The following is a 24,765-nucleotide window of genomic DNA, read 5'->3' as shown; positions in this document are numbered from 1 at the left end:
TGGATCAATCAGGTAGCGCGCAGGCTGCGCGGATAGCCGGACGATGGTGCCAGAAAGCCGGTGCCTGCGGGTACCTTTCAGTGATCGATGCCGTTGTCTTCGAGCGGGTGCCTGAACTTCACGCCGAGCTCTGCGGCGATGGCGTAATTCGCATCGCAATAGAGGTTCCTGCTTTGGAACTGGTCGATACGCTGGAAATAAACAGGCGGTGATCCTGGTGCACCATCCGCATTGTGCGCAACACGATAGATCGAGAATGTCATGCGCGCTTTGTCGGCATAGGACGTCCCCAGGGTGCGATCAGCCGTGATAACGGTGACGGAACCCTCCGGGTTGCGTAGCAAGACCATGTCGCGCAGCCAGCAATCCGCCCCCTCGATGGTGTCGAAGGCCACGTATTCGGGAATCTTCTCGTTGAAGAACGGCACGACATTCCACATCGGCTTCCTCTGCACCGTCCCATCCGTTTCGCCGGCCTCAACATGATCTTGCATGTAGAACGTGATGTGCTCGAAATCATGTGCGTTGAAGTTGCTTCGGTGGGCATTGAAGACCAGATCTTTCCGGCCATCGCCATCGATGTCGATCGCGTTGGGTCCGTTGGCGATGTCGATGACCTGCAGGTGGCTGAAATTTCGGCCGTGCGATGGCTGCACCGGCGTTTGTGCCCACAAGGCAAGCGGACACACCAGTGCGAATGCAACGATCCCTGCGGACTTCATCACGGCGATGGCCTCAATTTCGTTGAGCGGAGATGCCGAGCTTTCGCAACTGCACCTGCACGCTGTCCGGCCCGGCCAAGTGTGCCGCGCCGACGGCGATGAAGACTGTACCGGGCTGCTGCAGCATGGCGGCGATCTTGGTCGCCCACACTTGGTTGCGCTGCACCAGCAGCCGTTGGTAGAGCTTCGGCTCGTGCAGGCGCATGTCGTCGTTGCCGATGCGCGCGATGGCGTCCACGTCGCCGGCCTTCCAGGCGTCGATCAGTTCGGTGAGCCGGAACGTGCCCTTGTTCGCGTCGCGCATGGTCGAGCGCAGCAGGGCCAGCTCGATCGCGCGCGGCATGTCGGCGAGAAAGCGGATCTGCTGTTCGGCGGTTTCCAGGCCCAGCACCGGCTTGCCGGCGGCGCTCATCTGCGCCTTCAGCTGCTTGTCCACGCCATGCTCCGGGTCGAGCCCGGCCTTCAGCAGCGGCGTCACCGCCAGCGTCAGCGCGGCCAGCCACGGGCGCATCACGTTCAGCGTCTGCATGCCGCCGGGCACGCCGAGCTTGTTCGCCAGCAGGTCCAGCCGATGCGCCTCCGACTGGCTGAGCTGGCTGGACAACGGGTGCGTCGCATCCATCCCGTAGCGCAGCACCAGCGCCGTCATGTTCGCCGGGTCGTCGTCGGTCAGTTCGATGTACAACGTCCGGCTGTCTGCCAGCGCCCGGTCCAGCGTCGGGTCGTGCCAACTGGCGTCGCTCGGCATCAGGTGCACCGTGCCGAACAGGTAGATCGTGGTATCGGCATCCTTCACTACCCACAGCGCGGGGTGGGCGATGACTGCCGCGGGCAGCAACAGGAGCAGGCAGAGGGAGATGTGGGCGAGCAGGTGCTTCATGCCTGCGAGTGTTGCGGCAAGCGCGTGGCGGTTCAATCCGGTACCCCGGATTGTCTGCGATCGTCCATGCCGATCAGTCGCCCGAACGCCAGCGCGGCGGTTCGCCCTTCAGCCAGCACACGGCGATCAGGCCGAGGGTAAGCAATGCCAGGCTGAGCGCGAACATGACGGGGTCGGCCGCTGGTCGCAGGAAATGAAAGATCAGCGCAACACACCCCGCATAGACGGCAAGGCAAACCCAACCCTCCCATCGAGTCGGCAGGCCCCAGCCCCAGCCGTAGCGTTTGGCGGGAAACCAATACTTGTTCTGGCTATCCATTTCGGCTCCCTGGGAGAGTTTGTGGCGTTTGAACTTGAATGACGCCGACCTCGTTTGACCTACAGGCCGAGCAGCCCCCAGGTCCAGTAAACACCAATGCCCATTTGCACGGCAAAGGCGGTGAAGCGGGCGTTGACGGCGATGACGCTGGTCGAAGCCAGGTGGATGCCGGATTGGATGACCCTCGCGCCCAGCAGCCAGGGGGCCAGCGCATCCGTGACCTCGGTCCGATCCGTGACCAGCGCGACCAGCAACAGCCCGCCGAAGACGGGCAGGCTTTCGATGCAGTTCGCGTGTGCCCGGGCGAGCCGCTGCATGAACGGCGAAAGGCCCGCGTTGTCGGGCGCGAACCCGTTCGAGCGGACGCGGCCGGTGACGACGAGGTAGCTGCGCAGCACCTCCATCACTACCAGCAGCAGTAATGTCCAGGCGAGGAACAGCGTGAGTACCAGAGCTGAGGTGGTCATGGTGCCGCCTGCGATTTGCGTGGAGTGGGTGGGATGGGTGGTAGCCGCCGGCTAGGTCGGGGCTCGTTTGGATTACAGCCAATTCATTTCTTCCGCCCCTTGTTCGCGTCCCTAATATGCTCTTGTTTTGGCAGCCGCCATTGCGTGGGCCGTCAATGCGATTCAGTGGGGCCCCGCGCTGGAGGTGGCAACGAATCCGGACGGAGCGAAGCTGTCTTCAATCCCGTCATGCCGTCGGGCGTGGATGCTTTCACGGAGTTTCGGGTTCGATGGGTGCGCGCGCAAAGCCGCCTGAGCAGGGCCAGGATCACCAGTTCGACGAGCGCGAAACCGAACCCTGCCAGCGCCGCGATGCCCTTGATCTTCCCCTGCTGTTCCTGCGTGGGGAACAGCTCCAGCGACCCATGGATGAAATAGGCGACATCGAGTAGCAGCAGGAGCGCGAACACAAGCCCCAGAAGCGACAGCATGCCGGCCTGGAGACGGGTGCCCCCGGTTTTCCGCATGACCCTTCCATCCGTTCCCTGGTGCACATGAAAGCCCTCAGGCATCCCCTGGATATTCGGCACGGCGCGGCGGCAATGACTTGAGCCCGCGCGCGCGTCAGCGCGGCACGCGGTAGCCGCCGGGCACGCCGTGCGGGCTCAGGGTGATCTGCCACAGCTGGTCGCGGCGGCTGCGGAAGACCGCGGCGGAGACGGCGAGGTAGTAGCGCCACATGCGCCGGAAGCGTTCGTCGTAGGTTTCCGGCAGGGTGGGCCAGGCGGATTCGACGTTGGCGCGCCAGGCGGTGAGGGTGCGGTCGTAGTCGGCGCCGAAGTTGTGCCAGTCCTCGACCACGAACAGGTCTTCCAGCGCGGCCGCGACCTGGCTGGCGGCGGGGATCATCGAGTTGGGGAAGATGTATTTCTCGATCCACGGATCGGTCTGCGCCGGCGCGCCGTTGCTGCCGATGCAGTGGAGCAGCGACAGGCCACCCTCCTTCAGGCAGCGGCGCACGGTTTCGAAATAGCTGCGGTAGTTCTTGCCGCCGACGTGCTCGAACATGCCGATCGAATACACCGCGTCGAACGGCTCGTCGACCTCGCGGTAATCCTGCAGGCGGATCTCGATCGGCAGGCCGGCGCAGAGTTCCCGCGCGTAGTCGGCCTGCTGTTGCGAGACGGTGATGCCGACGCCTTCGACGCCGTAGTGCTCGGCGGCATACTTCAACGCCTCGCCCCAGCCGCAGCCGATGTCGAGTACGCGCTGGCCGGTCTTCAACTGCAGCTTGCGGCAGACCAGGTCGAGCTTGGCCTCCTGCGCGTCGTCGAGGTTGTCGGCCTTGGCCCAGTAGCCGCACGAGTACACCAGGCGCTTGCCAAGCATGGCCTGGAACAGGTCGTTGCCGAGGTCGTAGTGGGCCTTGCCGATCTCGAACGCGCGCTCGCCGCGCTGCAGGTTGATGAAGCGCGCCTTGAGGTGGGCGAGCACGGTGTCGAGGGTCTTCAGGCCCTGGTCGATGCCCGCACTGAGCAGGCGGGTGCACAGGCCGGGCAGGTCGGCGGCGTCCCACCAGCCGTCCATGTAGGCCTCGCCCAGGCCCAGCGAACCGTGGGCAAACACGCGGGCGTAGAGGCGTTCGTCGTGTACCTGCAGGTCGGTCGCGTCGTGGCCGTTGATGTGGATGCCGGCTTGCGCCAGCAGTTCCCCGGCGCGGTTCTTGAGGTCGTCCTGGCTCATGCGCTACCTCGTGCCTTGATGATGCCCATGCGGCTGCGGCGAATCGCCGAGTACCGCGAAGCTTGCCGGCCAGCGTGCATACGTGGCGTCGACGCGGGCCTCACGCAGCCGTTGCAGCAGCGCCTCGGCCTGCTCGTCGAGCAGCACGAACTCGATCTTGACCGGCAGGTCGTCGGCCAGTTCGAAGAACTGCTCCTCGTGCAGCACGCCGTGGCGGCCGTAGCCGGCGATCGCGCGGAACACCGAGCCGCCGCCGATATGCAGCGCCTTGGCCTGCGCCAGCAGCCACTCGGAAAGCAGGATGCCTTCGTGACGTGCACGCGCATGGCAATAGAAGGTGAGGTGCGCGCCGTGTTGCAGGGCTTGGTGATTCATGGGGTCTCCCGTTCAGTGGCGCAGCAGGTTGCGGGTCAGGGCGAGGCCGAGCACGGTCATGCCCAGCGAGCCGGCCAGGTGGCTGAGCACGTGGCCGCCGAACCACAGGTACTGCTGGCGCAGCAGCAGGGTGACCGCTTCGCCGGAGAAGGTGGAGAACGTGGTCAGGCCGCCGAGGAAGCCGGTCATCACGAACAATTGCAGCTCCGGAGACGCGGCCTGGAAATGGCGGAACAGGCCGATTGCCACGCCCATCAGCAGGCCGCCGGTGAGGTTGGCGGCCAGCGTGCCCAGCGGCAGGGTGGGGAACAGCGGGTTGAACAGCAGGCCCAGGCCCCAGCGGCACCAGCAACCGAGGGCACCGCCCAGCCCGATCGCGACAAATCCAGTCAGACCCACGTGCGCTACTCCGTTGCAGGAAAGGTTCCGGCGACCGCAGCGACAGGCAGGCCTGCGCCGCCGGGAACCGGCGTTGCAGGCATCATCAACCTCGTGGCGGAAGCACCCGGGGTGGTTGGTTGCGGACGCGTCGCGCGCCCGCAACGGGAGGCATGCCATCTCCCATCGGGCCATCGTAGTGGAAACCGCCGGCCGCCCGTCAAGCGTGGATCAACCGCCGCGCCTGCCGACCGGCGCGACCGGGTCGGTCACGCTTTCCACCGACATCAACACGGTCGCGGTGGCCAGGGCGCGAACCAGGCTGGGCGAACGGTAGCCCGGGTCGGCCAGCCAGCGACGCCACACCGATTCGTCCACCTTCTCGTTGACGCCGCTGCCCACGGTGCGGTCGAACGGCGGCTTGAACTCCTTGTAGAGGCCGTCCATGAACTCCTTGTAGGAGTCGCGCGGCACGCCCGTGCATGCATCAGGCGGCGGCACCAGCAGTTCGCTGCAGGTGAGGCCTGCCTTGATCGCGCGGGTCTGCAGCCAGGCCAGGGCCAGGTCGGGCAGCGGGTCGGGCTTGCGGCCGGCGCCGTCGCGGCGATTGCCGCCGCCCACGTCGGAGTGCGAGCCGATGAACCAGCGTTGCTCGACGTCGACCTGTTCGCGCTTCTTGGAGGTCAGCGATTCGCCGGGCTTGACGGTGTACGGATTGCGCGTCCACACCGCGGGCTGGAAATCGCCGCGATGTTCGTCCAGCGCCAGCGCCTGGTAGGCGTGCTTGACGATCTTGCTCAGCTCGGTGTCGTGGAAGCGGTAGCGCGAGCGCGCAAACGGAAACCACGAGGCAGTGTCGGGGATGCCGAGCGAACCGACCGTGTCCCACACGCCGATGAAATGGATGTCCACCTCGATCGAGTGCTGCTGGCGAAATGCCCGCGCGGCCGGGTCGTCGGGCCTGGTCTCCACGTCGCGGTAGAAATCGTAGGCGTGACTTGCGTCGGCGCGGGACAGCTTGCCGCGGCCGTCGCGCTTGAGCAGGCCGCATTTTCGGATCAGGCCGCCCAGGCTGCGCGCGGTATAGGCGCCGCGGCTGAAACCGAACAGGTAGATCTCGTCGCCCGCCTGCCACGTGTCGCACAGCCAGCGGTAGCCATCCAGCACGTTGCCCGAGAGGCCATAGCCGAACGCGCCGCCGAGCAGGTGGGTGATCCCGCGCTTCACCCCCACGCCGGGGATGTAGTTGACCTGTTGCACGTTGCCCAGTGCGTCGCGCGGCGCGATCAGCCGACGCAGGCGCTCCACGTTGGTATTCGATTCCGGCTTGTTCCAGGTGCCATCGAACAACAGCACCAGTCGGCGCGTGGTCATGGATTCCTCCGTCGCGACGGGCGCAGCCCGCGACAGCTTCGGGTCGATCGGCGCCGACTGTAGCAGGCGCCATGCGCCAGTGTGGCCGGCGGCGTATGCTGCAAGGTCAACTCCGCCAGACGAGGCGACGCGCGACGATGCAGTCACGGGCCCGGACAGACATGGCGCAGGCGTTCCGGCGCCTGCACGACCGCAGCCGCGTACTGCTGCTGCCCAACGCCTGGGATGCGCTCAGCGCGCGGCTGTTCGCGCGGCGGGGCTTCGCCGCGGTGGCCACCACCAGCGCCGGCGTGGCGTGGTCGCTGGGCTACGCCGATGGCGAGCAGGCGCCGCTGGACGAGGTGCTGGCGGCGGTCGCCCGCATCGTGCGCGCGGCGGAGGTGCCGGTGACGGTGGACATCGAGACCGGCTACGGCGAGACGCCGGCGGAGGTGGCCGCGACGGTGCAGTCGGTGATTGCCGCGGGCGCTGTCGGCATCAACATCGAGGACGGCATGCCGGGCCACGGCCCGCTGCGCGAGGCGTCCGCGGCGGCGGCGCGGGTGCGCGCGGCACGAACGGCCGCCGACGCGGCCGGGGTGCCGATCGTGATCAATGCACGGGTCGATCACTGGATGCAGCATGACGGCGCCGAGCCGGCCGCACGCCTGGCCGACGCCATCGAGCGTGGCCGCGCCTATCTCGCCGCGGGCGCCGACTGCATCTATCCGATCGGACTGGCCGATCCGGCCACGCTGGCCGCGCTGGTGCGCGCGCTCGACGCGCCGGTCAACGTCGCGGCAGGCGCCGGCATGCCCGGCCTGGCCGAGCTTTTCCGGCTCGGCGTGGCCCGGGTCAGCACCGCCACGCGGCTGACCACGCTGGCGCTGGCGGCCGTCGATCACGCGCTGGCGCGCATGCGCGAGAGCGGAAATTTCGAGGGACTGGTTGCCGACTTCGGCTACGCCGACGCGCAGCAACTGTTCGAACCGGTTCGAACTGACGAGAGGTGACAGGAATGAGTGGACGCATCGACTACAGGACCGCCTCGCCGGCCGCCTTCAAGGCCATGCTGGCGATGGAAGCCCAGGTTCGCGGCAGCGGCCTGGAGCATTCGCTGATCGAGCTGGTGAAGATGCGCGTGTCGCAGATCAACGGCTGCGCGTACTGCCTGGACATGCACAGCAAGGACGCGCGCGCCGCCGGCGAAACCGAGCAGCGGCTGCACGTGCTGGCGGCGTGGCGCGAGGCGCCGTTCTACTCGGCGCGCGAGCGTGCCGCGCTGGCCTGGGCCGAGGCGGTCACCTTGGTATCGACGAACGACCTGCCTGACGCCCTGTATGACGAGGTACGCGCCCAGTTCGACGACAAGGCCATGGTCGATCTCACCCTGGCGATCATCGCGATCAACGGCTGGAACCGGCTGGCCATCGGATTCCGCGCGGATGTCGGCAACTACCAGCCGCAGCCGGCGGGTTGATCGCGCCATGGTGCTGGAGCGCGCATTCTACCGGCGCGACCCGCGCACGGTGGCGCCGGAACTGCTGAACAAGGTGCTGCGGCACGCCGACGGCCGCAGCGGCCGCATCGTGGAAACCGAAGCCTACTGCGGGCCGACCGATCCGGCCGCGCACTCCTGGCGCGGCCGCACGGCGCGCAATGCGACGATGTTCGGTATGCCGGGGCTGCTCTATGTGTACTTCACCTACGGCATGCATTGGTGCTGCAACCCGGTCTGCGGCGAGGAGGGCGAGGGCGTGGCGGTGTTGTTGCGCGCGCTGGCGCCGCTGGACGGGCTGGCTGCGATGCGCGCCGCACGCCCCGCCTGCCGCAGCGATCGCGACCTGTGCCGCGGACCGGCGCGGCTGTGCCAGGCGATGGGCATCGACCGCGCGCAGGACGGCATCGACCTGGTCGACGGCGCCGGCGGCTTCAGCATCGTCGACGATGGCGTGCCGCCGCCGGCCGCGCCGGTGATCACGCCGCGCGTCGGCATCACCCGCGCGGTCGACGAGCCGTGGCGCTGGTACGTGCCGAACGACCCGCACGTCTCGCGTCGCTGAGCGGAGGTGCTTGCCGCGCAGACCACATGGAATTGACGGCAGGTTGATCGCGCGCGGTACACGGTACCCAGCCTCACCACCCATTGCGGAGCCTGCGGCCATGCCTTATTCCTCCATCAGCAACCTGCCCGATTCCGTACGCGACCACCTGCCCAGGCACGCGCAGGAGATCTACAAGGAAGCATTCAACAGCGCCTGGGACGAATACGCCGACAAGGACGAGCGGCGCGGCGACGAGTCACGCGAGGAAGCGGCGCACAAGGTCGCCTGGTCGGCGGTCAAGCAGAAGTACGAGAAGGGCCGCGACGGCAACTGGCACGCCAGGTAGCCGGGATTCGGGGTTCGGAGCCGGGGACCTGCGTCAGGCGTGCGGCAGGCCGCGCGCCTTGAGAAATTCGCGGGCATTTTCGGCGTCGTGTTCGAACCACGCGCGGGTCGAGCCGAGACGGAACGAATAGCCCCAGGCGTCCATGTCGCGCATCAGGCGTTCGCGGCCCACGCCGGGCAGCTCGTCGGCCAGCACGATCTGCAGGTAGCAGGTGGCGTCTTCTTCCTCGATCGAATCGGTGGCGTCGGTATGGACGTCCGGACGTCTGTCCGCCGGCAGCACGATCAGGTGGCCGGCCTCGTGCAGCAGCGAGTGTGCCGGCGTGTCGTCGCGGGCGTAGACGGTGGTGCCGATGATGCCGGCCTCCTCCTCGCCCCAGAAGCTGCCGGGAATCGGTTCACCCGCCGCCACCCGCTGCAGGTGCAGGCCGAAGCGGCCGAGCAGCGCCGCGGGCGCGTCGAATCCGATGTCGGCCATGCGCAGCACGGTGCGGGCCGGATCGCCGGAAGGTCGCGTGATGTCGGGATGCATGGTCGTGCGCCGGGCGCGTGCGGTGGCGGCGGAGTGGAGCCGGACAGGGTGCCGGCGGGCTGTCGAATGATGAAAACCGGCTGGCCGCGGCTCAGCCGGTCCTGGCTTCGTCCTTGTTCTCGCCCTTGGCCGCCTGCTTGCCTTCCGGCAGGGTGACCGAGAGTTCGAGGATCTCGTGGCCGCTGTCGCGCTCGAAGTTGATGTTGATCGCATCGAGGTCGACGTGGACGTATTTCTTGATCACTTCGAGCAGTTCGTTGCGCATCATCGGCAGGTAGTCCGGTGCGCCGCGGGTGGAGCGCTCCTGCGCCACGATGATGCGCAGGCGTTCGCGCGCCACCGTGGCGGTGGCTTCGGGCTTGCGCTTCAGGAAATCGAGAATACCCATCGTGATCAACCTCCGAACACGCGCTGGAGAAAGCCCTTCCTGGGCACGTCGATGAAGCGCAACGGGCGCTCTTCGCCGAGAATGCGGGCCACCGTGTCGCCGTAGGCCTGGCCGGCCTGCGAGTTGGCGTCGACGATTACCGGGATGCCGTTGTTGGAGGCGGTCAGCACGTTCTCCGATTCGGGGATCACGCCGACCACCTCGATGCCGAGGATTTCCTCCACGTCCTTCACGCTGAGCATCTCGCCGATCGCCACGCGCGCCGGGTTGTAGCGGGTCAGCAGCAGGTGCTGGGTGACCGGGGTCTCGCCCTTCTCGGCGCGCCGGGTCTTGCTGGCGAGCAGGCCGAGGATGCGGTCCGAATCGCGCACCGAGGACACTTCCGGGTTGACCACCACCACGGCGTGGTCGGCGAAGTACATCGCCAGGTGGGCGCCCTTCTCGATGCCGGCGGGGGAGTCGCACACCACGTACTCGAAACCCTCCGCGGACAGGCCGTCGAGCACCTTCTCGACGCCTTCCATGGTCAGCGCGTCCTTGTCGCGGGTCTGGCTGGCGGCCAGCACGTACAGGTTGTCGTAGCGCTTGTCCTTGATCAGCGACTGCTTGAGCGTGGCCTCGCCGTGCACGACGTTGACGAAGTCGTACACCACGCGGCGTTCGCAGCCCATGATCAGGTCGAGGTTGCGCAGGCCGACGTCGAAGTCGATCACCGCGGTTTTCTTGCCGGCCATGGCCAGGCCGGTGGCGAGCGAGGCGCTGGTCGTCGTCTTGCCGACGCCGCCTTTGCCGGAGGTGACAACGATAATCTCAGCAGTCAAGGGCCCATCTCCGCGTGGTTGTTCTTGTTGTACAGGATGCGTGGTGAACGATCACAGCCTGGCGATCAGCAGCTTTTCGCCTTCCAGCCAGCATTGCACGGATTGACCTTCGAGTTCGGCCGGAATCTGCTCGAACACGCGGTACTGCCCGGCGATCGCGACCAGCTCGGCGCGGAAGCCGGAGACGAAGATGCGCGCCTTCTCGTCGCCTTGCGCGCCGGCCATGGCACGCCCGCGCAGGCCACCGTAAATGTGGATGTTGCCGTCGGCGATCACCTCCGCGCCGTTGGCGACGGTGCCGGTGACGATCAGGTCGCAGTCACGCGCGTAGACCTGCTGGCCGGAGCGCACCGTGCCGATGTGGTGCTCGGTGCTTTGCCGGTTGCCGGCGGCGGGGGTGGACAGGATCGGTTCGGGCGGCGGCGCGGGTTCGGTGCGCGCCGGCTGGGCTGCCGCCGGCGCGGCCGCGGCCGGTTCGTACGCCGCGCGGAACTTGGCGATCAGCGGCAGGCCCATGCGCTTGGCCAGCGCCTCGGTCTCGCTGGTGCCGTAGGCCAGGCCCACCGGCAGCATGCCGGCGCTGCGCACGGCCTCCAGCAGGGCGTCGACCGCGCCGTCGTCGGGCAGGCTCGACAGGTGGCTCAGGTCCAGCACTACCGCGGCGCGGGCGAACATCTGCGGCGCGGCGCGCACGCGGCGTTCGAGTTCGTCGCACAGCGCGGCGGCGTCGACCCGGCGCACGCGCACGCAGGCGATGCCGACCTGGCCGAAGCGCAGGTCGCAGGCGTCGTTGGTTTCGGCGCGGGCGTTCATGCGTGCCGCTCGCGGGCGATACGCCGCTGGCCGCTGTCGTCGTGCGGCAGCTCGCGCTCGGCCAGCCACGCCGTGTCGGGCAGCCCGCCGTGCTCCAGCCAGGTGTCGCGGACGTACGCGTAGCTGGGCAGGTCCTTCGCCAGCAGGCTGACCTGCGGGCCGTCGGGCCCCATTTTTTGCTGGTCGACCTCCTGGAAGCCGTAGGTGCCGTGGAACAGCACCACCACGTCGTCGCGCGGCTCCAGGAACACCTCGCAGGTCAGCAGCGGCACGCGCACTTCGGCGTAGCTGTGCACATCGCTGTAGAAAATGCGGCCCAGCCCGTGGCGCCGGTAGGCGTTGGCGATCACGATGCGGTCGATGTAGACGAACTGCGGGTAATGCGCCGCGAACCAGCGGTAGTTCGGGCTGTCGTAGTCGAGCCCTTCGCGCAGGGCGATCAGGAAACCGGCCATGTGGCCGTCGATCTCGGCGACACGGAAGTAGTTCGCGTGCTCGAAGAAGTAGCGCAACTGGCCGGCATCGAGGGTGAGGATGGAGCGACCGGCGGCGTTGTTGAGCGCCAGCACGGCATCCAGGTCGTGCTCGCGCACGTCGCGGATGGCAAGGGCCATTCGTTGCTCCGCAATGGTGGAATCGGGACAGGAGTCGACGGTGCGGCTCCCGGACGGCGCATTATGCCATGCGGCTGTCGCGCTGGCATCAAGCCGGGAACATGTAAAACCGGCGTAAAGCGGTGCCGGCAAGGCCTGGCCGGGCGTGACTTCCCGCGCATTGCGCGCGTGGCGCGCTCCCCTATGATGCCGGGCATGCAATTGTCCAACTTCAACCACGTGCGGCTGCTGCGCTACGCCGGCCTGTTCACCTACCTGTGCGTGGGTACCCCGCTGATCACCAGCTGGGCGGCCGAACGGGTGAGCCTGCTGCATCGGCCCAACCTCGCGTTGCTGATGTGGACGCTGTGCTACCTGCTGTTCGGCCTCCTGTACTGGGTGGTCACCAGCAACCTCGGCCAGCGCCGTTACCAGGGGCTGCGCCTGATCGGGCTGGTGGCGATGAGCTTCTTCGCGATGGCGGTGGGCTGGTACAGCCACAGCGGCCTGTCGGCGATGCTGATGGCGATCAGCGCGGTGGCGTTGCCGTGGCTGCTGCCGGTGTGGCTGGGCGTGCTGTGCATCGTGCTGCAGAACCTCAGCCTGGTCGCGGTGTTCGTCAACTTCCCCGAGTACGACCACAGCGTCGGACTGGCCTTCCTGCAGACCAGCATCTACCTGGGCATCTCGGCGCTGACCTACATCGCCTCGCTGGCGACCAGCCAGCAGGCCGAGCAGAGCGACGTGCAGCGCCGCCTGAACTCCGAGCTGCGCACCACGCGGGCGTTGCTGGCCGAATCGAGCCGGATCGCCGAGCGCATGCGCATCGCACGCGACCTGCACGACCTGATCGGCCACCATCTCACCGCGCTCAGCCTGAACCTGGAAGTGGCCTGCCACCTCACCAACGAGGCGGCCGCGGCGCACGTGCGCAAGGCGCAGAGCACGGCCAAGCTGCTGCTGGCCGACGTGCGCGAGGTGGTCAGCGAGTTGCGCCAGGACGACTCGATCGACCTGACCCAGGCGCTGCGCGGCCTCACCGAGGGCGTGCCCGGCCTGAACGTGCACGTGGCGATGCCGCCGCGCTTCAGCGTGGAGGACCCGCAGCGCGCCCAGGTGCTGCTGCGCTGCGCGCAGGAAATCGTCACCAATACCGCGCGACACGCGGGCGCGCGCAACCTGTGGCTCAATTTTGCCTACGCCGAGGCCGGCCAGCTGGGGCTGCACGCGCGCGACGACGGTCGCGGCGCCGACCAGGTGGCCGAAGGCAACGGCCTGTCCGGCATGCGCGAGCGCCTGGCCGAGTTCGGCGGCAGCGTGTCGCTGGATGCCGGCCTGAGCCGAGGCTTTGCGCTGACCGTGCGGCTGCCACTGGGCGAGCAGGCGGCGCTGGCGCACACGCCCTCGCGGTTCGAGCCGCCGGCGCTGGATGTTTCGTAAGCGGTTCGGCGGCAGCCCTTGTGCAGGCGCGGTCGCCCGCGGCGGAAGCCGTGCAACAATACGGCGCTTACCTAGGGGCACCACCCAGCCAGCCGCCAGTCACCCATGACCGAGGATCCCCGATGATTTCCGTCTGTCTCGTCGACGATCAGAACCTGGTGCGGCAGGGCGTCCGTTCGCTGCTGGACCTGGCCGAGGACATCCGCGTGGTGGCCGAGTGCGCCGACGGCGCGCAGGCCGTGCTGGAGGTGCCGCGGATCAAGCCCGACGTGATGCTGCTGGACCTGCGCATGCCGAACATGAGCGGGCTGGAAGTCCTGCAGGCGCTGTCGGCGCGCAACGAATTGCCGCCGACCATCATCCTGACCACCTTCGACGACGACCAGCTGGTGCTGCAGGGCCTCAAGGCCGGCGCGCGCGGCTACCTGCTGAAGGACGTCTCGCTGGAGCAGCTGGTCGAGGCCGTGCGCACCGTCGCCGCCGGCGGCTCGCTGGTGGCGCCGATGGTCACCCAGCGCCTGATGGCCGGCGTGGCGCGGATGCAGAACCAGTTCACCAGCCTCGAACAGCCCGACCCGCTGACCGAGCGCGAGACGGAGATCCTGCGCCTGCTCTCCGGCGGCTACAGCAACAAGGAGATCGCCAACTCGCTGAAGGTGGCCGAGGGCACGGTCAAGAACCACGTCTCCAACATCCTTTCCAAGCTCGGCGTGCGCGATCGCACCCGGGCCGTGCTGAAGGCGCTGGAACTGGGCATCGTATGAGCTCCGACGGGGTTGCGCGCCTTGGGTGGAGCTGCCTTCGCGGCCGCGGCGGGAGCCTCTGCGGGCGGATGGCGTTCAAGCCCGCGAGCAAGTAACATCGGCGGCTTCGGCGTTTGCCGACCCCCGCTGCTGCCCCCTGGGCCCGCGCAGCTGTTGGGGCACACTCAAGGTATGGCGTAAAGACGCTTCGGAGAACTCTGGAATGATGCGTGTCTTTGAATTTCTGGTTGCCCTGGTCATCGTCGCGGTGATTGGCGTGGTGGCGGCGGTGGTCATGCCCTCCAGCGGGCACGTCGAACGCTCACAGGTTGTCGGCAAGGACATGCGCCAGGTGTACGACCTGCTGAACAATTTCCGGCGCTTCCCGGATTACTCCGTGCTCCGTTCACAGGACAGCGGCGTGCAGTTCAAGTTCTCCGGCAAGGCGTATGGCCCGGGTTCCGAGATCAGCTGGACCAGCACCGACCCCAAGCTGGGTGACGGCGGTCTGACCATCGCCAGCGCCACGCCGCAGTTCGACCAGATCGACAACAACACCCAGGATGCGACCATCGTCTGGAACCTGGACAACAACTGGCGCGGTCTGGACAAGCATTTCACGCTGGATCTCGAGCGCCAGGGTCACGGCCGCCTGACCCAGATCACCTGGTCGTACGACGTGCAGTACGGCTGGAACCTGATCAACCGCTTCGCGAACCTGTACATCCACGGCGATCCGGACTCGTTCATCCAGTTCAGCCTGAACAACCTGCAGAACGTGCTGGCCGGCGTGGCCAACGTCGACTACAGCGGCCTGATGCCGAAGATCGCGCAGTCGCAGCCGACCCCGGTGCTGTTCGTCACGCGTCACATCGACCGCAGCAAGGGCGGCTCCGAAGTGCTCGACGACATCCTGGCGCAGTCGCAGACCGAGCTGAAGGCGCAGGCCAAGAAGCTGGGCGTGAACGTGACCGGCCCGGCGATCCTGTTCATCACGAACTACGGCGATCCGGATTTCGATTTCGACGTGGCCCTGCCGATCGACTCCAGCACGCTGACCATCAACGGCCAGAGCGAGCAGCTGACCGCTCCCGTCGCGCCCACGCTGGACGCGACCGCCGCCGCCGAGCCGGCGCCGTCCGCTTCCGCCGCAGCCGCCGCCGCGGCCGCCGCCACGGCCGGCACCCGCGACCGCTTCGGCAACCTGGTGGTGGAAGGCGATGTGCGCGGCATGATGGCCTTCGGCGGTTCCACGCTGCAGGGCATCTGGGAAGGCACCTTCAACGGCGTGCCGCAGACCGTGAAGATGCTCACCGCCTACGCGCAGACCCACGGTTACAAGTTCGACAGCACCGTGAACCCGCCCTACGACATCGTGGTCGCGGCAGAGGTGAGGGATTCCACCGGTGCGATCACCAGCTACGCACGCCACCAGGTGTCGCTGCCGCTGCTCGACGCGCCGGCGCAGACGCCGGAGCAGGAAGCAGGCCTGCTTCCGCCCGAGCAGAACGGTGCACCGGCGGCCGCAGGTTCGGCGCCCGCACCGGCCGCCTCCAGCGCACCGGCTGCGGCTGCCACTGCCGCCGAATAAACCTGGCGCACGGCAGCTGTTCGATGAAGGCCCTTTCGTGACGAAAGGGCCTTTTTCTTGGGCGCCCCTGCGACTGCACGCCGGCCGTGCGCGCGGTCGCGGCGCTCTTGCGGTACATTGCCGGGACACTCCGGCGCCCCGACTGGCCGGCGGCCAGCGCGTCGCCAGCCCGGCCACAGCCCGCTCGCGGACATGATCGAAACCGACAAACTCACCCGATGCTACGGCAACCTCACGGCGGTGGATGCATTGAGCATCCGCGTCGAGCCGGGCCAGGTGCTGGGGCTGCTCGGACCCAATGGCGCGGGCAAGTCCACGGCCATGCGCATGATCGCCGGCTTCCTGGTGCCGACCTCCGGCAGCGCGCGGGTGTGCGGTTACGACGCGATGCGCGAACCGCTGAAGGCCAAGCGCGCGCTGGGCTATCTGCCCGAGGGCGCACCCAGCTACGGCGAGATGACCGTGCGCGAGTTCCTGCAATTCATCGTGCGCATCCGCGGGCTGCGCGGCGAGGCGGGCTATCGGCGCATGGATGCGGTGGTGCAGCAACTGCAGCTGGACGAGGTGCTCGGCTTGGGCATCGACACGCTGTCCAAGGGTTTGCGCCGACGCGTGGGCCTGGCCCAGGCGATCCTGCACGACCCGCCGGTGCTGATGCTGGACGAACCCACCGACGGCCTCGACCCGAACCAGAAGCACGCGGTGCGCCAGCTGATCGACATGATGGCGCGCGACCGCACGATCCTGATCTCCACCCACCTGCTGGAAGAAGTGCACGCGCTGTGCAACCGGGTGGTGATCATCGCCCGCGGCAAGCTGCTGGCGGATGCCACGCCCGCCGAGCTGGAGGCGCGCTCGCGTTATCACGGCGCGGTATCGTTCAGTGCGCCGGGCAGCGGCATGTCGCAGGAAATGCTGGGCCGGCTGCCGCAGGTGGCCGGGGTGGAGATCGATCCGCTGGACGGTCGCGTCACGGTGTTCCCCAAGCCGGGCGAGCGCATCCTGGAACCGGTCGAGCGGCTGTTGCAAGAGCAGGGGCTTGAAGTCTCCGAGATCCAGCTCGAACGCGGCCGCCTCGACGAGGTGTTCCGCCAGATCACCAGCGGTGAGGAAGTCGGCCGCGGGGTGGCGGCATGAGTCCGGTCAACGCGGTGGTGCGGCGCGAGCTGGGCAGCTACTTCGCGACGCCGGTGGCCTATGTTTTCCTGGTGATCTTCCTGGTGCTCGCCGGCATCCTGACCTTCTACGTCGGCGATTTCTACGAGCGCGGACAGGCCGACCTGCAGCCGTTCTTCGTGATGCACCCGTGGTTGTACCTGATCCTGGTGCCGGCGATCACCATGCGCATGTGGGCCGAGGAGACCAAGGGCGGCACGCTGGAACTGCTGCTGACCCTGCCGCTGACGCTGTGGCAGGCGATGCTCGGCAAGTTCCTCGCCGCATGGCTGTTCATCGGGCTGGCGCTGGCACTGACCTTTCCGATCTGGATCACCGTCAACTACCTGGGCGCGCCGGACAACGGCGTGATCCTGGCCGGCTACCTGGGCAGCTGGCTGATGGCCGGCAACTTCATCGCCATCGGCGCCTGCCTGTCAGCGCTGACGCGCAGCCAGGTGGTGGCCTTCATCCTCACCGCGCTGGTCTGCGTGCTGCTGATCCTGGCCGGGCAGCCGCAGGTGCTGGATTTCTTCCAGGGCGCGCTGCCGCGGCGCCTCATCAACGCCGTGGCGCACCTTTCGATGCTGCGTCATTTCGAGGCGATCTCGCGCGGTGTGCTCGACCTGCGCGACCTGCTGTACTTCGTGCTCAGCACGCTGGGCTGGCTGGTCGCCGGCGTGTTGCTGCTCGACCTCAAGCGGACGCGCTGAACGATGCCGCGCCTGCGCCTGCCCCGCCTGCTCACCACGCCGCTGCGCCTGACCCGCAGCAGCTGGCTGTACGCCGGCCTGGTGGCGCTGGTGCTGGTGCTGGTGCCGCTGGTGGTGGCCAGCAGCCGCTGGCTGCATGCCACGCGGATCGACCTGACCGCTGACCAGCTCTACACGCTGACGCCCGGCACGCGGCACATCGTGGACAGCCTGCAACGGCCACTGCAGCTGACCCTGTACTTCTCCGAGCACGCCACCCGCGACCTGCCCAAGCTGCGCAGCTACGAGCGGCGCGTCAACGAGATGTTGCAGGAGATGGTGGCGCGCTCGCACGGGCGCATCCGCCTGCGCGTGATCGACCCGGTGCCGTATTCGGACGACGAGGCGGGCGCCGAGGGCAGCGGGCTGATTGCCGCCAATGGCGGCAGCAACGGCGAGCGGGTGTTCTTCGGACTGGCCGGCAGCGCCATGGCGCCGGGCGAGGCGCGTGGTGCGGAGGACGCCGGCACGCCGGAAAAATCGCTCTCGATCGCGTTCTTCGATCCCTCGCGCGAGGCCTTCCTCGAATACGACATCGCCAAGCTGCTGTACGAGCTGAACCAGGTGCGCAAGCCGGAGATCGGCGTGCTCAGCTCGCTGCCGGTGCAGGGAGACCTGGCGCTGGGCGAGCAGCCCTGGGCGGTGATGCAGCAGCTGGGCCAGTTGTTCGAGCTGAAGACCCTCGACGCCGCCACCCTGCAGCACGTGGATGATCGCCTGAAGGTGCTGCTGCTGATCCACCCCAAGCAGCTGCCGCCGGCCGCGCAGTACGCGATCGACCAGTACGTGATGGGCGGCGGCCACCTGGTGGTGTTCGTCGATCCCGATGCCGAGCTCGACGCCGCACCGTTCACGCCCGACATCAGCGGCTTGCCTGCGCACGCCTCGGACCTGCCGCGCCTGTTCGCCGCGTGGGGCGTGGAATACCAGCCGCGCGAGGTGGTGCTGGACCGCAGCCGCGGCCTGCAGATCGAGCTGGCCGGCAGCAGCCTCAACCATCCGGCAATGCTCGGGCTGGGCGACCAGGAGCTCAACCGCAATGATCCGGTGACCGCCAGCCTGCAGCGCATCAACGTCTCCAGCATCGGCCATTTCGACCTCACCCGGACCGCGACCGCGCGGCTGGTCCCGCTGCTGCAGAGCAGTGCCGACGCCGAGCTGGCGCCGACCCAGCGGGTGATGGATGCCAGCAGCGACCCGACCAGCCTGCTCGAAGACTACAAGGCGGACAACGCGCACTACGTGCTGGCGGCGCGGTTGCGCGGCACCTTCGTCAGCGCGTTTCCCGAGGACGCCGGCAAGCCGGGCCACCGTGCGCATTCGGCGGCCAACGCACAGGTGGTGCTGGTGGCCGACACCGACGTGCTCAGCGATCGTCTGTGGGTGGAGCCGCAGACCGTGCTGGGCCAGACCATGGTGCGCATCTTCGCCAACAACGGTGATTTCGTCACCAACCTGGTCGACAACCTCAGCGGCTCGTCGGCGCTGCTGTCGATCCGCGCGCGCTCCACCTCGCAGCGGCCGTTCACCCGGGTGCAGGCGCTGCGCAACGTGGCCGACCAGAAGTTCCTGCAGAAGGAGCAGGAGCTGGAGAAGGAGCTGGCCGACACCCGCCGCCGGCTGGACGAGCTGCAGCCGGCCAAGGGTGCGCGGTCGAGCACGGTCACCCCCGAGCAGCGCCGCGAGATCGAGCAGTTCCGCCAGCGCCAGCTCGCCATCAACAAGGAGCTGCGCGACGTGCAGCACCAGCTCAATGCCGAGATCGACGCGCTGGGCCTGCGCGTGAAGGTGATCAACATCGTGCTGGTGCCGGCGCTGGTGGTGCTGATCGGCCTGCTGTACGGCTGGCGTCGCACCCGCCACGGCCGGCGTCGACGCTGATGGCGGCAATCTGCCGCAAGCGACCGTCCGCGGCAGGGCAGACGGGGCCGGCGCGGCGCACTATGCTGGGCGGTGGTCGCCGGTCGTGCCGGTGCTGACGGACGTGGAAGCAAGCCGATCGTGATTGCAACGCTGTTGAAATGGGTGGTGCCGTGGGAGTTCTCGTGGCTGTTCCTGGCCACGTTCGTGCTGGCCTGCGTGCTGTACTGGCGTGGCAGCCGCCGCCTGCAGGTGCCGCCCAGCCGCCGGCTGGCGTTCTGGGTCGGCATGGCGATCATCTACCTGTCGCTGCACACCTATCTCGATTACTACGCCGAGCATGAGTTCTTCATGCATCGCCTGCAGCAGTTGCTGTTGCACCACCTGGCGCCGCTGCTGATCGTCATCGCCTATCCGGCCAGTGCGCTGCGCGCCGGCCTGCCGCTGGCGTGGCGGGCGCGGTGGCTGCGGCCGTTGCAGCGGTCGTGGCCGTGGCGGTCGGTGATGGGCGTGCTGATGAATCCCACGATCGTCACCGTGCTGTTCGTGGTGTTCGTGCTGATCTGGCTGATCCCGGGCCTGCAGACGCTGGCGATGCTGGACTGGCGCGTGTACCGCTTCATGAACTGGACGATGCTGCTCAGCGGCTTTGCCTATTGGGCACTGGTGCTCGATCACCGCCCGCATCCGCCGGGTCGCATGGTGGCAGGCATGCGCGTGCTGTCGCCGGCGATCACCATGACGCCGCAGATCCTGGCTGGCGCGATCATCACGTTCTCGCGCACCGACCTCTATCCGATCTTCGAGATCTGCGGCCGCGCGTTTACCTTCAACGTGCTGACCGGGCAGATGGTCGGCGGGCTGATCACCTGGGTGCCGGCGGCGCTGATCGAGTCGGTCGGCGGCCTGATCGCGCTGCGCCACTGGATGCGGTTGTCACGCAACGGGCGCCTGCCGCGCAAGCCGCTGCCGCCGGCGGTGATCGCCGGCAGCGCGCACGACTGAGCGGGTTGAATCAGTGCCCGGAATGGGCAGACGCGGGGGCCTCGTCGCCCAGCGCATTGGCGGGGCGGGCGACGAAGTCGACCGGCAGGCTGCTGCCGTCGTCGAATTGCAGTTGCATTTGCACCCGATTGCCGGGTAACACCGCCGCGGCCGGTTTCATCAGCATCAGGTGATAGCCGCCGGGCCCCAGCACGACGCTGCCGTGCGCGGGGATCGCCAACGATTCGACCATGGCCATGCGGCTCATGCCGCCCTGGGTCGAGCTGTGGTGCAGCATCACTTCCGCGTATGCCGTGCTGCGCGCGCCGGTCAACGCAACCGGCTGGTCGCCGCGGTTTTCCAGCGTGACGTAACCCCCGGCCGGCAACGTGCCGGGCAACACGCGAATCCAGGCGTGGCTGGCGTGCACCTGGTCGGCGGCCGCGGCATGCACGCCGGCAGCGAGCGACAGTCCGGCGAGCAGGGCAAACAGGCGGGCGTGCTTCATGTCGGTTCTCCCTGGTCGAGCAGCAGTTGCAGGTCGTGTACCAGGTCGTCCTGCTTGTCGGCCGGGGTGTACAGCACGCGCGGGTTGCCGTCGCGGTCGAACACGTAGATCGCCGAGCTGTGGCTCACTTCGTAGTTGCCGTCCTTGCCGGACGGCTCGCGGGTGAACGCGGAGCGGTAGCGCTTGACCAGCGCCTCGACCGCACGCGGTGCGCCGGTGAGCCCGATCGCATGTTTGTCGAACGCGTTGACGTAGCCGTGCAGCACGGCCGGCGTGTCCCGCGTCGGGTCGACACTGACGAACAGGATGCGTGCGCCGTCGGCCTGCGCGCCGAGCTTCTTCATCACCACGTGCAGTTGGGCCATGGTCAGCGGGCAGACGTCCGGGCAATGCGTGTAGCCGAAGAACAGCAGCACCACCTTGCCGCGATAGTCGGTGGCGGACACCGGCTTGTTCTCGTCACTGGTCAGGTTGAACTCGAGCTGCGGCATGTGGCCGGTGAGGTCGGTCAGGCGGAACGGCAGCGGCGTCGCGCCGTGGCAACCGGCGAGCAGCGTGCCGGCAACCAGCAGCGCAAGCAGGGCGGCAAGGCGGGTGCGAAGTGACTTCATGCGAGAATCCTGCAGCTTCATCCGTTCAAGCATACGACACCGGCCGCGCCGCGGCGCCGACGGTGCGGGAGATTCACCGCCCATGCGACAACCTGCCCACCTCGCCACTGCCTTGCTGGTCGGTCTCGCCGGTGCCAGCGCGGTGCTGCTCGGCGCGTTCGGCGCACATGCCTTGCGCGGCATGCTGGACGCCCGTGCCGTCGAGCTGTGGCATACCGCGGTGGAATATCACGCCTGGCACGCGCTGGCCCTGGCGCTCGCCGTGGCGCTCGGTCACGGCCGCGGCGCGCGCGTGGCGACGGTGGCGTTTGCCGCCGGCATCGTGCTGTTCAGCGGCAGCCTGTACGCGCTGGCGCTCGGTGCGCCGCGCTGGACGGGAATCATCACGCCGTTCGGCGGGCTGGCCTTCGTGATCGGCTGGCTGGCGCTGGGTTGGGCGCTGCGCCCGCGTCACGAATAGTTTCGGCAAGTGTCATGCGGCGGTCATCGTCGACGGCGATGGTGGCGGCATGGACATGCGCATCGCCCTTCGGCATTCATCCGACACGGCCGCGTGGCCCGGGCGCTTGCTGCAGCGTCTGCGCCGGCCCGGCATCGTGCTGCTCGTCGTGCTGTCGGCGATCCTGCTGTGGTCGTGGCTGCCGGCGTCCGATGAAACGACGGAACTTCCCGCGGCAAACCAGCTGGTGCACTGGCAGGGTGCCGGACACGACTGGCTGCTGGTGGTCGATCCGCAGACGCGCGAGCTGGTCGTCTATGACGCCCGCGACGGCCGGCCGCTGCAACGCCTCGGCGCCGAAGACGGCGTGCCGCCCGTGCAATCGATCGTGCTGCAGGGGCCGTGGCTGTTCGTGACGGGTGGGCAACATCCGAAGGTGCGCCTGCTGAAGCTGCCGCAATTGCAGGCGGTGAGCGCCAGAACGCGTTGATGGTCGGGCGCCGATCGGCGACGTGGCCACGTCGCTTCAGTCCGTATCGTCGTCCGGCGTCGGCCGGATCGGGCCGGCCTTGAGCCGGCCGACCTTGCGCAATGCCTCGCGCAGCACGTACTCGATCTGGGCGTTGACGCTGCGCAGTTCGTCGTCCGACCAGCGCTGCATGGCGTCGAGTACGGCTGCGCTGATGCGCAGCGGGTAGGCTTTTTTTTCGCCGGCCACGGGTCAGTACAAGGTGCCGGTGTTCAGCACCGGCTGGGTGCCGCGTTCGCCGCACAGCACCACCAGCAGGTTGCTGACCATGGTCGCCTTGCGCTCCTCGTCGAGTTCCACGACGCCCTGCGCACGCAATTGCTCCAGCGCCATGCCGACCATGCTGACCGCGCCTTCCACGATGCGGGTGCGCGCAGCGATGATCGCGCCGGCCTGCTGGCGCTGCAGCATCGCCTGGGCGATTTCCTGGGCGTAGGCGAGGTGGCTGATGCGCGACTCGATCACCTGCACGCCGGCCTTCTCCAGCCGCGCCTGGATCTCGTCGCGCAGGTGGTTGTTGATCACCTCGCCGTGGCTGCGCAGCGAGGGCTTGCCGTCGTCGTGGGCGTCGTAGGGGTAGCTCTGCGCCATCTGCCGCAGCGCGGATTCGCTCTGGATGTGCACGAAGTCCTCGTAATCGTCGACGCAGAACACCGCCTCGGCGGTATCCAGCACCTGCCACACCACCACCGCGCCGATCTCGATCGGATTGCCGTCGTTGTCGTTGACCTTGAGCTTGCCGCTCTCGAAGTTGCGCACGCGCAGCGAGATGCGCTGGCGCGAGTAGAACGGGTTGGTCCAGCGCAGGCCCTCGACCCGCACGGTGCCGGCGTACTTGCCGAACAGCTGCAGCACCTGGCCCTCGTTCGGCGCGACCTGGAAGAAGCCCTTGAGCAGAAAGCCGTCGATCGCCAGCAGCAGCGCGCCGCCCAGCAACCGCGCCAGCGGCGGCGCGTCCGGCTGGCCGTGGATGGCGCCGAGCACCAGCCACACGCCGATGCCGGCCAGCACCAGGCAAAAGCCGACGAAAGGAATGCCGGCGACCGAAAAACCTTGATGTTCGTTCATGAGCAGTCTCCCTGAGGTGGGAAAATTAGATATCAAAATGATATCTTATGCAAGCGAACTTCCGGCATGCCGTGAACGCCGCCGCCGGACGCCCCGCGTGGCCGCATACAATGCCGGTTTGCCCGCACCGGAGAACCCGATGAAGCCATTCGGCACGCCCCATACCGACCACGCACTGCGCGTGCTGCTGCTGGGCGCCGGCGAGCTGGGCAAGGAGGTGGCGATCGAGCTGCAGCGCTACGCGGTGGAGGTGATCGCGGTGGATCGCTACGCCGACGCGCCGGCGATGCAGGTCGCCCATCGCAGCCACGTGATCGACATGCTCGACGGCGCCGCGCTGCGTGCGGTGATCGAGGCCGAGCGGCCCGACCTGGTGGTGCCGGAGATCGAGGCGATCCACACGCCGACCCTGATCGCGCTGGAGAAGGAAGGGCAGCGGGTGATTCCGACCGCCCGCGCGGCGTGGCTGACGATGGATCGCGAAGGCATCCGCAAACTGGCCGCCGAGGAACTGCAGTTGCCGACTTCGCCGTATCGTTTTTGCGACGACGAGGCACAGTACCGCGAGGCGGCGGCCGCGATCGGCTACCCGTTCGTGATCAAGCCGGTGATGAGTTCGTCCGGCAAGGGCCAGAGCGTGGTGCGCGGTGCCGACGAGCTGCAGCACGCGTGGGAGTACGCGCAGTCCGGCGGGCGCGCCGGCAAGGGCCGGGTGATCGTCGAGGGCTTCGTCGATTTCGATTACGAGATCACCATGCTCACCGTGCGCCACGCCGATGGGGTGAGTTTCTGCGCACCGATCGGCCATCGCCAGGAGGACGGCGACTATCGCGAATCCTGGCAGCCGCAGCCGATGAGCGAGGCCGCGTTGGCCGAGGCGCAGCGGCAGGCTGCGGCGGTGACCGCCGCGCTGGGCGGCTGGGGCGTGTTCGGCGTGGAGTTCTTCGTCAAGGGCGATCGGGTGATCTTCTCCGAGGTCAGCCCGCGGCCGCACGACACCGGCCTGGTCACGCTGATCTCGCAGGAGCTTTCCGAGTTCGCGCTGCACGCGCGCGCGATCCTCGGCCTGCCGATCCCGGTGATCCACCAATACGGACCGTCGGCCTCGTGCGCAGTGCTGGTCGAAGGCGATGGCACGGGGCCGCGTTACCACGGCGTGGCCGCGGCGCTGGCCGAGCCGGACACGCAGTTGCGCATCTTCGGCAAGCCGGAGGTGAAGGGCCGCCGGCGCATGGCGGTGACGCTGGCGCGCGCCGGCACGCTGGAGGCGGCAGTGGCCAAGGCGGTGCGCGCGAAAGAGGCGTTGCGCATCGAGCTGTGAGCCAGGCGGTG

At 67.9% G+C, this 24,765-nt stretch carries 32 protein-coding genes; 14 read left to right on the top strand and 18 right to left on the bottom strand.

What is annotated here, in order from left to right; all coding sequences use genetic code 11:
- Positions 1 to 77 precede the first annotated feature (77 nt).
- From ACVCL9_RS07965 to ACVCL9_RS07925, 9 genes are all read right to left on the bottom strand, one after another.
- Complete coding sequence (locus ACVCL9_RS07965; RefSeq protein WP_447099440.1) at positions 78 to 722, bottom strand: carbapenem self-resistance protein CarG family protein; 645 nt, start codon at positions 720 to 722, stop codon at positions 78 to 80.
- Positions 723 to 735: 13 nt separating this feature from the next.
- Positions 736 to 1,602: a TraB/GumN family protein gene (locus ACVCL9_RS07960; protein WP_447098506.1), complete on the bottom strand. Its 867-nt coding sequence runs from the start codon at positions 1,600 to 1,602 to the stop codon at positions 736 to 738.
- Positions 1,603 to 1,675: 73 nt separating this feature from the next.
- Positions 1,676 to 1,921: a hypothetical protein gene (locus tag ACVCL9_RS07955; RefSeq protein ID WP_447098507.1), complete on the bottom strand. Its 246-nt coding sequence runs from the start codon at positions 1,919 to 1,921 to the stop codon at positions 1,676 to 1,678.
- Positions 1,922 to 1,980: 59 nt separating this feature from the next.
- Positions 1,981 to 2,388, bottom strand: coding sequence for an MAPEG family protein (locus tag ACVCL9_RS07950; RefSeq protein ID WP_447098508.1), 408 nt, complete (start codon positions 2,386 to 2,388; stop codon positions 1,981 to 1,983).
- A 152-nt stretch (positions 2,389 to 2,540) separates the two neighbouring features.
- Positions 2,541 to 2,858: a hypothetical protein gene (locus ACVCL9_RS07945; RefSeq protein WP_447098509.1), complete on the bottom strand. Its 318-nt coding sequence runs from the start codon at positions 2,856 to 2,858 to the stop codon at positions 2,541 to 2,543.
- Between the two features lie 133 nt (positions 2,859 to 2,991).
- Entirely contained in the window at positions 2,992 to 4,110 is a 1,119-nt protein-coding gene (cfa, locus tag ACVCL9_RS07940) for a cyclopropane fatty acyl phospholipid synthase (protein ID WP_447098510.1), read from the bottom strand.
- Between the two features lie 3 nt (positions 4,111 to 4,113).
- Entirely contained in the window at positions 4,114 to 4,485 is a 372-nt protein-coding gene (locus ACVCL9_RS07935) for a DUF190 domain-containing protein (RefSeq protein ID WP_447098511.1), read from the bottom strand.
- Positions 4,486 to 4,497: 12 nt separating this feature from the next.
- Entirely contained in the window at positions 4,498 to 4,884 is a 387-nt protein-coding gene (gene crcB, locus ACVCL9_RS07930) for a fluoride efflux transporter CrcB (RefSeq protein ID WP_395119485.1), read from the bottom strand.
- 210 nt (positions 4,885 to 5,094) lie between these two features.
- Positions 5,095 to 6,237 carry a DUF2235 domain-containing protein gene (locus ACVCL9_RS07925; protein ID WP_447098512.1) on the bottom strand — a complete coding sequence of 381 codons (1,143 nt, stop codon included), beginning with the start codon at positions 6,235 to 6,237 and terminating at the stop codon, positions 5,095 to 5,097.
- A 161-nt stretch (positions 6,238 to 6,398) separates the two neighbouring features.
- Between ACVCL9_RS07925 and ACVCL9_RS07920 the strand changes: the two genes are divergently transcribed.
- The 4 genes from ACVCL9_RS07920 to chaB all read left to right on the top strand — a co-directional run bounded on the left by ACVCL9_RS07920 (position 6,399) and on the right by chaB (position 8,607).
- The gene (locus ACVCL9_RS07920; protein WP_395119481.1) at positions 6,399 to 7,229 is read left to right on the top strand and encodes an isocitrate lyase/PEP mutase family protein; all 831 of its coding nucleotides are present in this window, start codon (positions 6,399 to 6,401) and stop codon (positions 7,227 to 7,229) included.
- A 5-nt stretch (positions 7,230 to 7,234) separates the two neighbouring features.
- The gene (locus ACVCL9_RS07915) at positions 7,235 to 7,696 is read left to right on the top strand and encodes a carboxymuconolactone decarboxylase family protein (RefSeq protein WP_447098513.1); all 462 of its coding nucleotides are present in this window, start codon (positions 7,235 to 7,237) and stop codon (positions 7,694 to 7,696) included.
- A gap of 7 nt (positions 7,697 to 7,703) precedes the next feature.
- Positions 7,704 to 8,279 carry a DNA-3-methyladenine glycosylase gene (locus tag ACVCL9_RS07910; RefSeq protein ID WP_447099441.1) on the top strand — a complete coding sequence of 192 codons (576 nt, stop codon included), beginning with the start codon at positions 7,704 to 7,706 and terminating at the stop codon, positions 8,277 to 8,279.
- Between the two features lie 100 nt (positions 8,280 to 8,379).
- Entirely contained in the window at positions 8,380 to 8,607 is a 228-nt protein-coding gene (gene chaB, locus ACVCL9_RS07905) for a putative cation transport regulator ChaB (protein WP_447098514.1), read from the top strand.
- Positions 8,608 to 8,640: 33 nt separating this feature from the next.
- On the opposite strand, the gene ACVCL9_RS07900 is transcribed toward chaB, so the two are convergent.
- From ACVCL9_RS07900 to ACVCL9_RS07880, 5 genes are all read right to left on the bottom strand, one after another.
- Entirely contained in the window at positions 8,641 to 9,138 is a 498-nt protein-coding gene (locus tag ACVCL9_RS07900) for a hypothetical protein (protein WP_395119475.1), read from the bottom strand.
- 91 nt (positions 9,139 to 9,229) lie between these two features.
- Positions 9,230 to 9,526, bottom strand: coding sequence for a cell division topological specificity factor MinE (gene minE, locus ACVCL9_RS07895; protein WP_395119473.1), 297 nt, complete (start codon positions 9,524 to 9,526; stop codon positions 9,230 to 9,232).
- Between the two features lie 5 nt (positions 9,527 to 9,531).
- Positions 9,532 to 10,347: a septum site-determining protein MinD gene (gene minD, locus ACVCL9_RS07890; protein WP_395119471.1), complete on the bottom strand. Its 816-nt coding sequence runs from the start codon at positions 10,345 to 10,347 to the stop codon at positions 9,532 to 9,534.
- Positions 10,348 to 10,398: 51 nt separating this feature from the next.
- On the bottom strand, positions 10,399 to 11,160 hold the full coding sequence (gene minC, locus ACVCL9_RS07885) for a septum site-determining protein MinC (RefSeq protein WP_395119469.1): 762 nt from the start codon (positions 11,158 to 11,160) through the stop codon (positions 10,399 to 10,401).
- A complete protein-coding gene (locus tag ACVCL9_RS07880) occupies positions 11,157 to 11,774 on the bottom strand; it encodes a GNAT family N-acetyltransferase (protein WP_395119467.1) in 618 nt (205 codons plus the stop codon). The genes minC and ACVCL9_RS07880 overlap by 4 nt, the downstream gene beginning before the upstream one ends.
- A 195-nt stretch (positions 11,775 to 11,969) precedes the next feature.
- On the opposite strand from ACVCL9_RS07880, the gene ACVCL9_RS07875 reads away from it, so the two are divergent.
- The 7 genes from ACVCL9_RS07875 to ACVCL9_RS07845 all read left to right on the top strand — a co-directional run bounded on the left by ACVCL9_RS07875 (position 11,970) and on the right by ACVCL9_RS07845 (position 20,299).
- The gene (locus tag ACVCL9_RS07875) at positions 11,970 to 13,193 is read left to right on the top strand and encodes a sensor histidine kinase (protein ID WP_395119465.1); all 1,224 of its coding nucleotides are present in this window, start codon (positions 11,970 to 11,972) and stop codon (positions 13,191 to 13,193) included.
- Positions 13,194 to 13,315: 122 nt separating this feature from the next.
- Positions 13,316 to 13,957 (top strand): response regulator, encoded by a 642-nt coding sequence (locus tag ACVCL9_RS07870; RefSeq protein WP_395119463.1) that lies wholly within the window; start codon positions 13,316 to 13,318, stop codon positions 13,955 to 13,957.
- 202 nt (positions 13,958 to 14,159) lie between these two features.
- Complete coding sequence (locus tag ACVCL9_RS07865) at positions 14,160 to 15,527, top strand: polyketide cyclase (protein ID WP_395119461.1); 1,368 nt, start codon at positions 14,160 to 14,162, stop codon at positions 15,525 to 15,527.
- A 192-nt stretch (positions 15,528 to 15,719) separates the two neighbouring features.
- The gene (locus tag ACVCL9_RS07860) at positions 15,720 to 16,664 is read left to right on the top strand and encodes an ABC transporter ATP-binding protein (protein WP_395119459.1); all 945 of its coding nucleotides are present in this window, start codon (positions 15,720 to 15,722) and stop codon (positions 16,662 to 16,664) included.
- Complete coding sequence (locus ACVCL9_RS07855) at positions 16,661 to 17,395, top strand: ABC transporter permease subunit (protein WP_395119457.1); 735 nt, start codon at positions 16,661 to 16,663, stop codon at positions 17,393 to 17,395. Before ACVCL9_RS07860 ends, ACVCL9_RS07855 begins: the two co-directional genes overlap by 4 nt.
- Before the next feature lie 3 nt (positions 17,396 to 17,398).
- Entirely contained in the window at positions 17,399 to 19,315 is a 1,917-nt protein-coding gene (locus tag ACVCL9_RS07850; RefSeq protein WP_447098515.1) for a GldG family protein, read from the top strand.
- A gap of 120 nt (positions 19,316 to 19,435) precedes the next feature.
- Positions 19,436 to 20,299 carry a cytochrome c oxidase assembly protein gene (locus tag ACVCL9_RS07845; protein WP_447098516.1) on the top strand — a complete coding sequence of 288 codons (864 nt, stop codon included), beginning with the start codon at positions 19,436 to 19,438 and terminating at the stop codon, positions 20,297 to 20,299.
- 10 nt (positions 20,300 to 20,309) lie between these two features.
- Here ACVCL9_RS07845 and ACVCL9_RS07840 read toward each other — a convergent pair whose 3' ends face one another.
- A complete protein-coding gene (locus ACVCL9_RS07840; protein WP_447098517.1) occupies positions 20,310 to 20,786 on the bottom strand; it encodes a copper chaperone PCu(A)C in 477 nt (158 codons plus the stop codon).
- Positions 20,783 to 21,397: an SCO family protein gene (locus ACVCL9_RS07835; protein ID WP_395119449.1), complete on the bottom strand. Its 615-nt coding sequence runs from the start codon at positions 21,395 to 21,397 to the stop codon at positions 20,783 to 20,785. Before ACVCL9_RS07835 ends, ACVCL9_RS07840 begins: the two co-directional genes overlap by 4 nt.
- An 82-nt stretch (positions 21,398 to 21,479) precedes the next feature.
- Between ACVCL9_RS07835 and ACVCL9_RS07830 the strand changes: the two genes are divergently transcribed.
- Positions 21,480 to 21,857 (top strand): DUF423 domain-containing protein, encoded by a 378-nt coding sequence (locus tag ACVCL9_RS07830; protein ID WP_447098518.1) that lies wholly within the window; start codon positions 21,480 to 21,482, stop codon positions 21,855 to 21,857.
- A gap of 49 nt (positions 21,858 to 21,906) precedes the next feature.
- Positions 21,907 to 22,326, top strand: coding sequence for a hypothetical protein (locus ACVCL9_RS07825; protein WP_447098519.1), 420 nt, complete (start codon positions 21,907 to 21,909; stop codon positions 22,324 to 22,326).
- Between the two features lie 36 nt (positions 22,327 to 22,362).
- Here the strand turns inward: ACVCL9_RS07825 and ACVCL9_RS07820 are convergent, their stop codons facing one another.
- Positions 22,363 to 22,554 (bottom strand): Arc family DNA binding domain-containing protein, encoded by a 192-nt coding sequence (locus tag ACVCL9_RS07820; protein WP_447098520.1) that lies wholly within the window; start codon positions 22,552 to 22,554, stop codon positions 22,363 to 22,365.
- Positions 22,555 to 22,557: 3 nt separating this feature from the next.
- Positions 22,558 to 23,433: an SPFH domain-containing protein gene (locus ACVCL9_RS07815; RefSeq protein ID WP_395119438.1), complete on the bottom strand. Its 876-nt coding sequence runs from the start codon at positions 23,431 to 23,433 to the stop codon at positions 22,558 to 22,560.
- Between the two features lie 139 nt (positions 23,434 to 23,572).
- On the opposite strand from ACVCL9_RS07815, the gene purT reads away from it, so the two are divergent.
- Complete coding sequence (gene purT / locus ACVCL9_RS07810) at positions 23,573 to 24,754, top strand: formate-dependent phosphoribosylglycinamide formyltransferase (RefSeq protein ID WP_447099442.1); 1,182 nt, start codon at positions 23,573 to 23,575, stop codon at positions 24,752 to 24,754.
- The last annotated feature ends 11 nt before the right edge of the window (positions 24,755 to 24,765 follow it).

The sequence above is a fragment of the Rhodanobacter sp. UC4438_H5 genome, assembly GCF_052978405.1.
The sequence above is the reverse complement of the archived record's forward strand: the minus strand, read 5'-3'. Positions and strand labels throughout refer to the sequence as shown.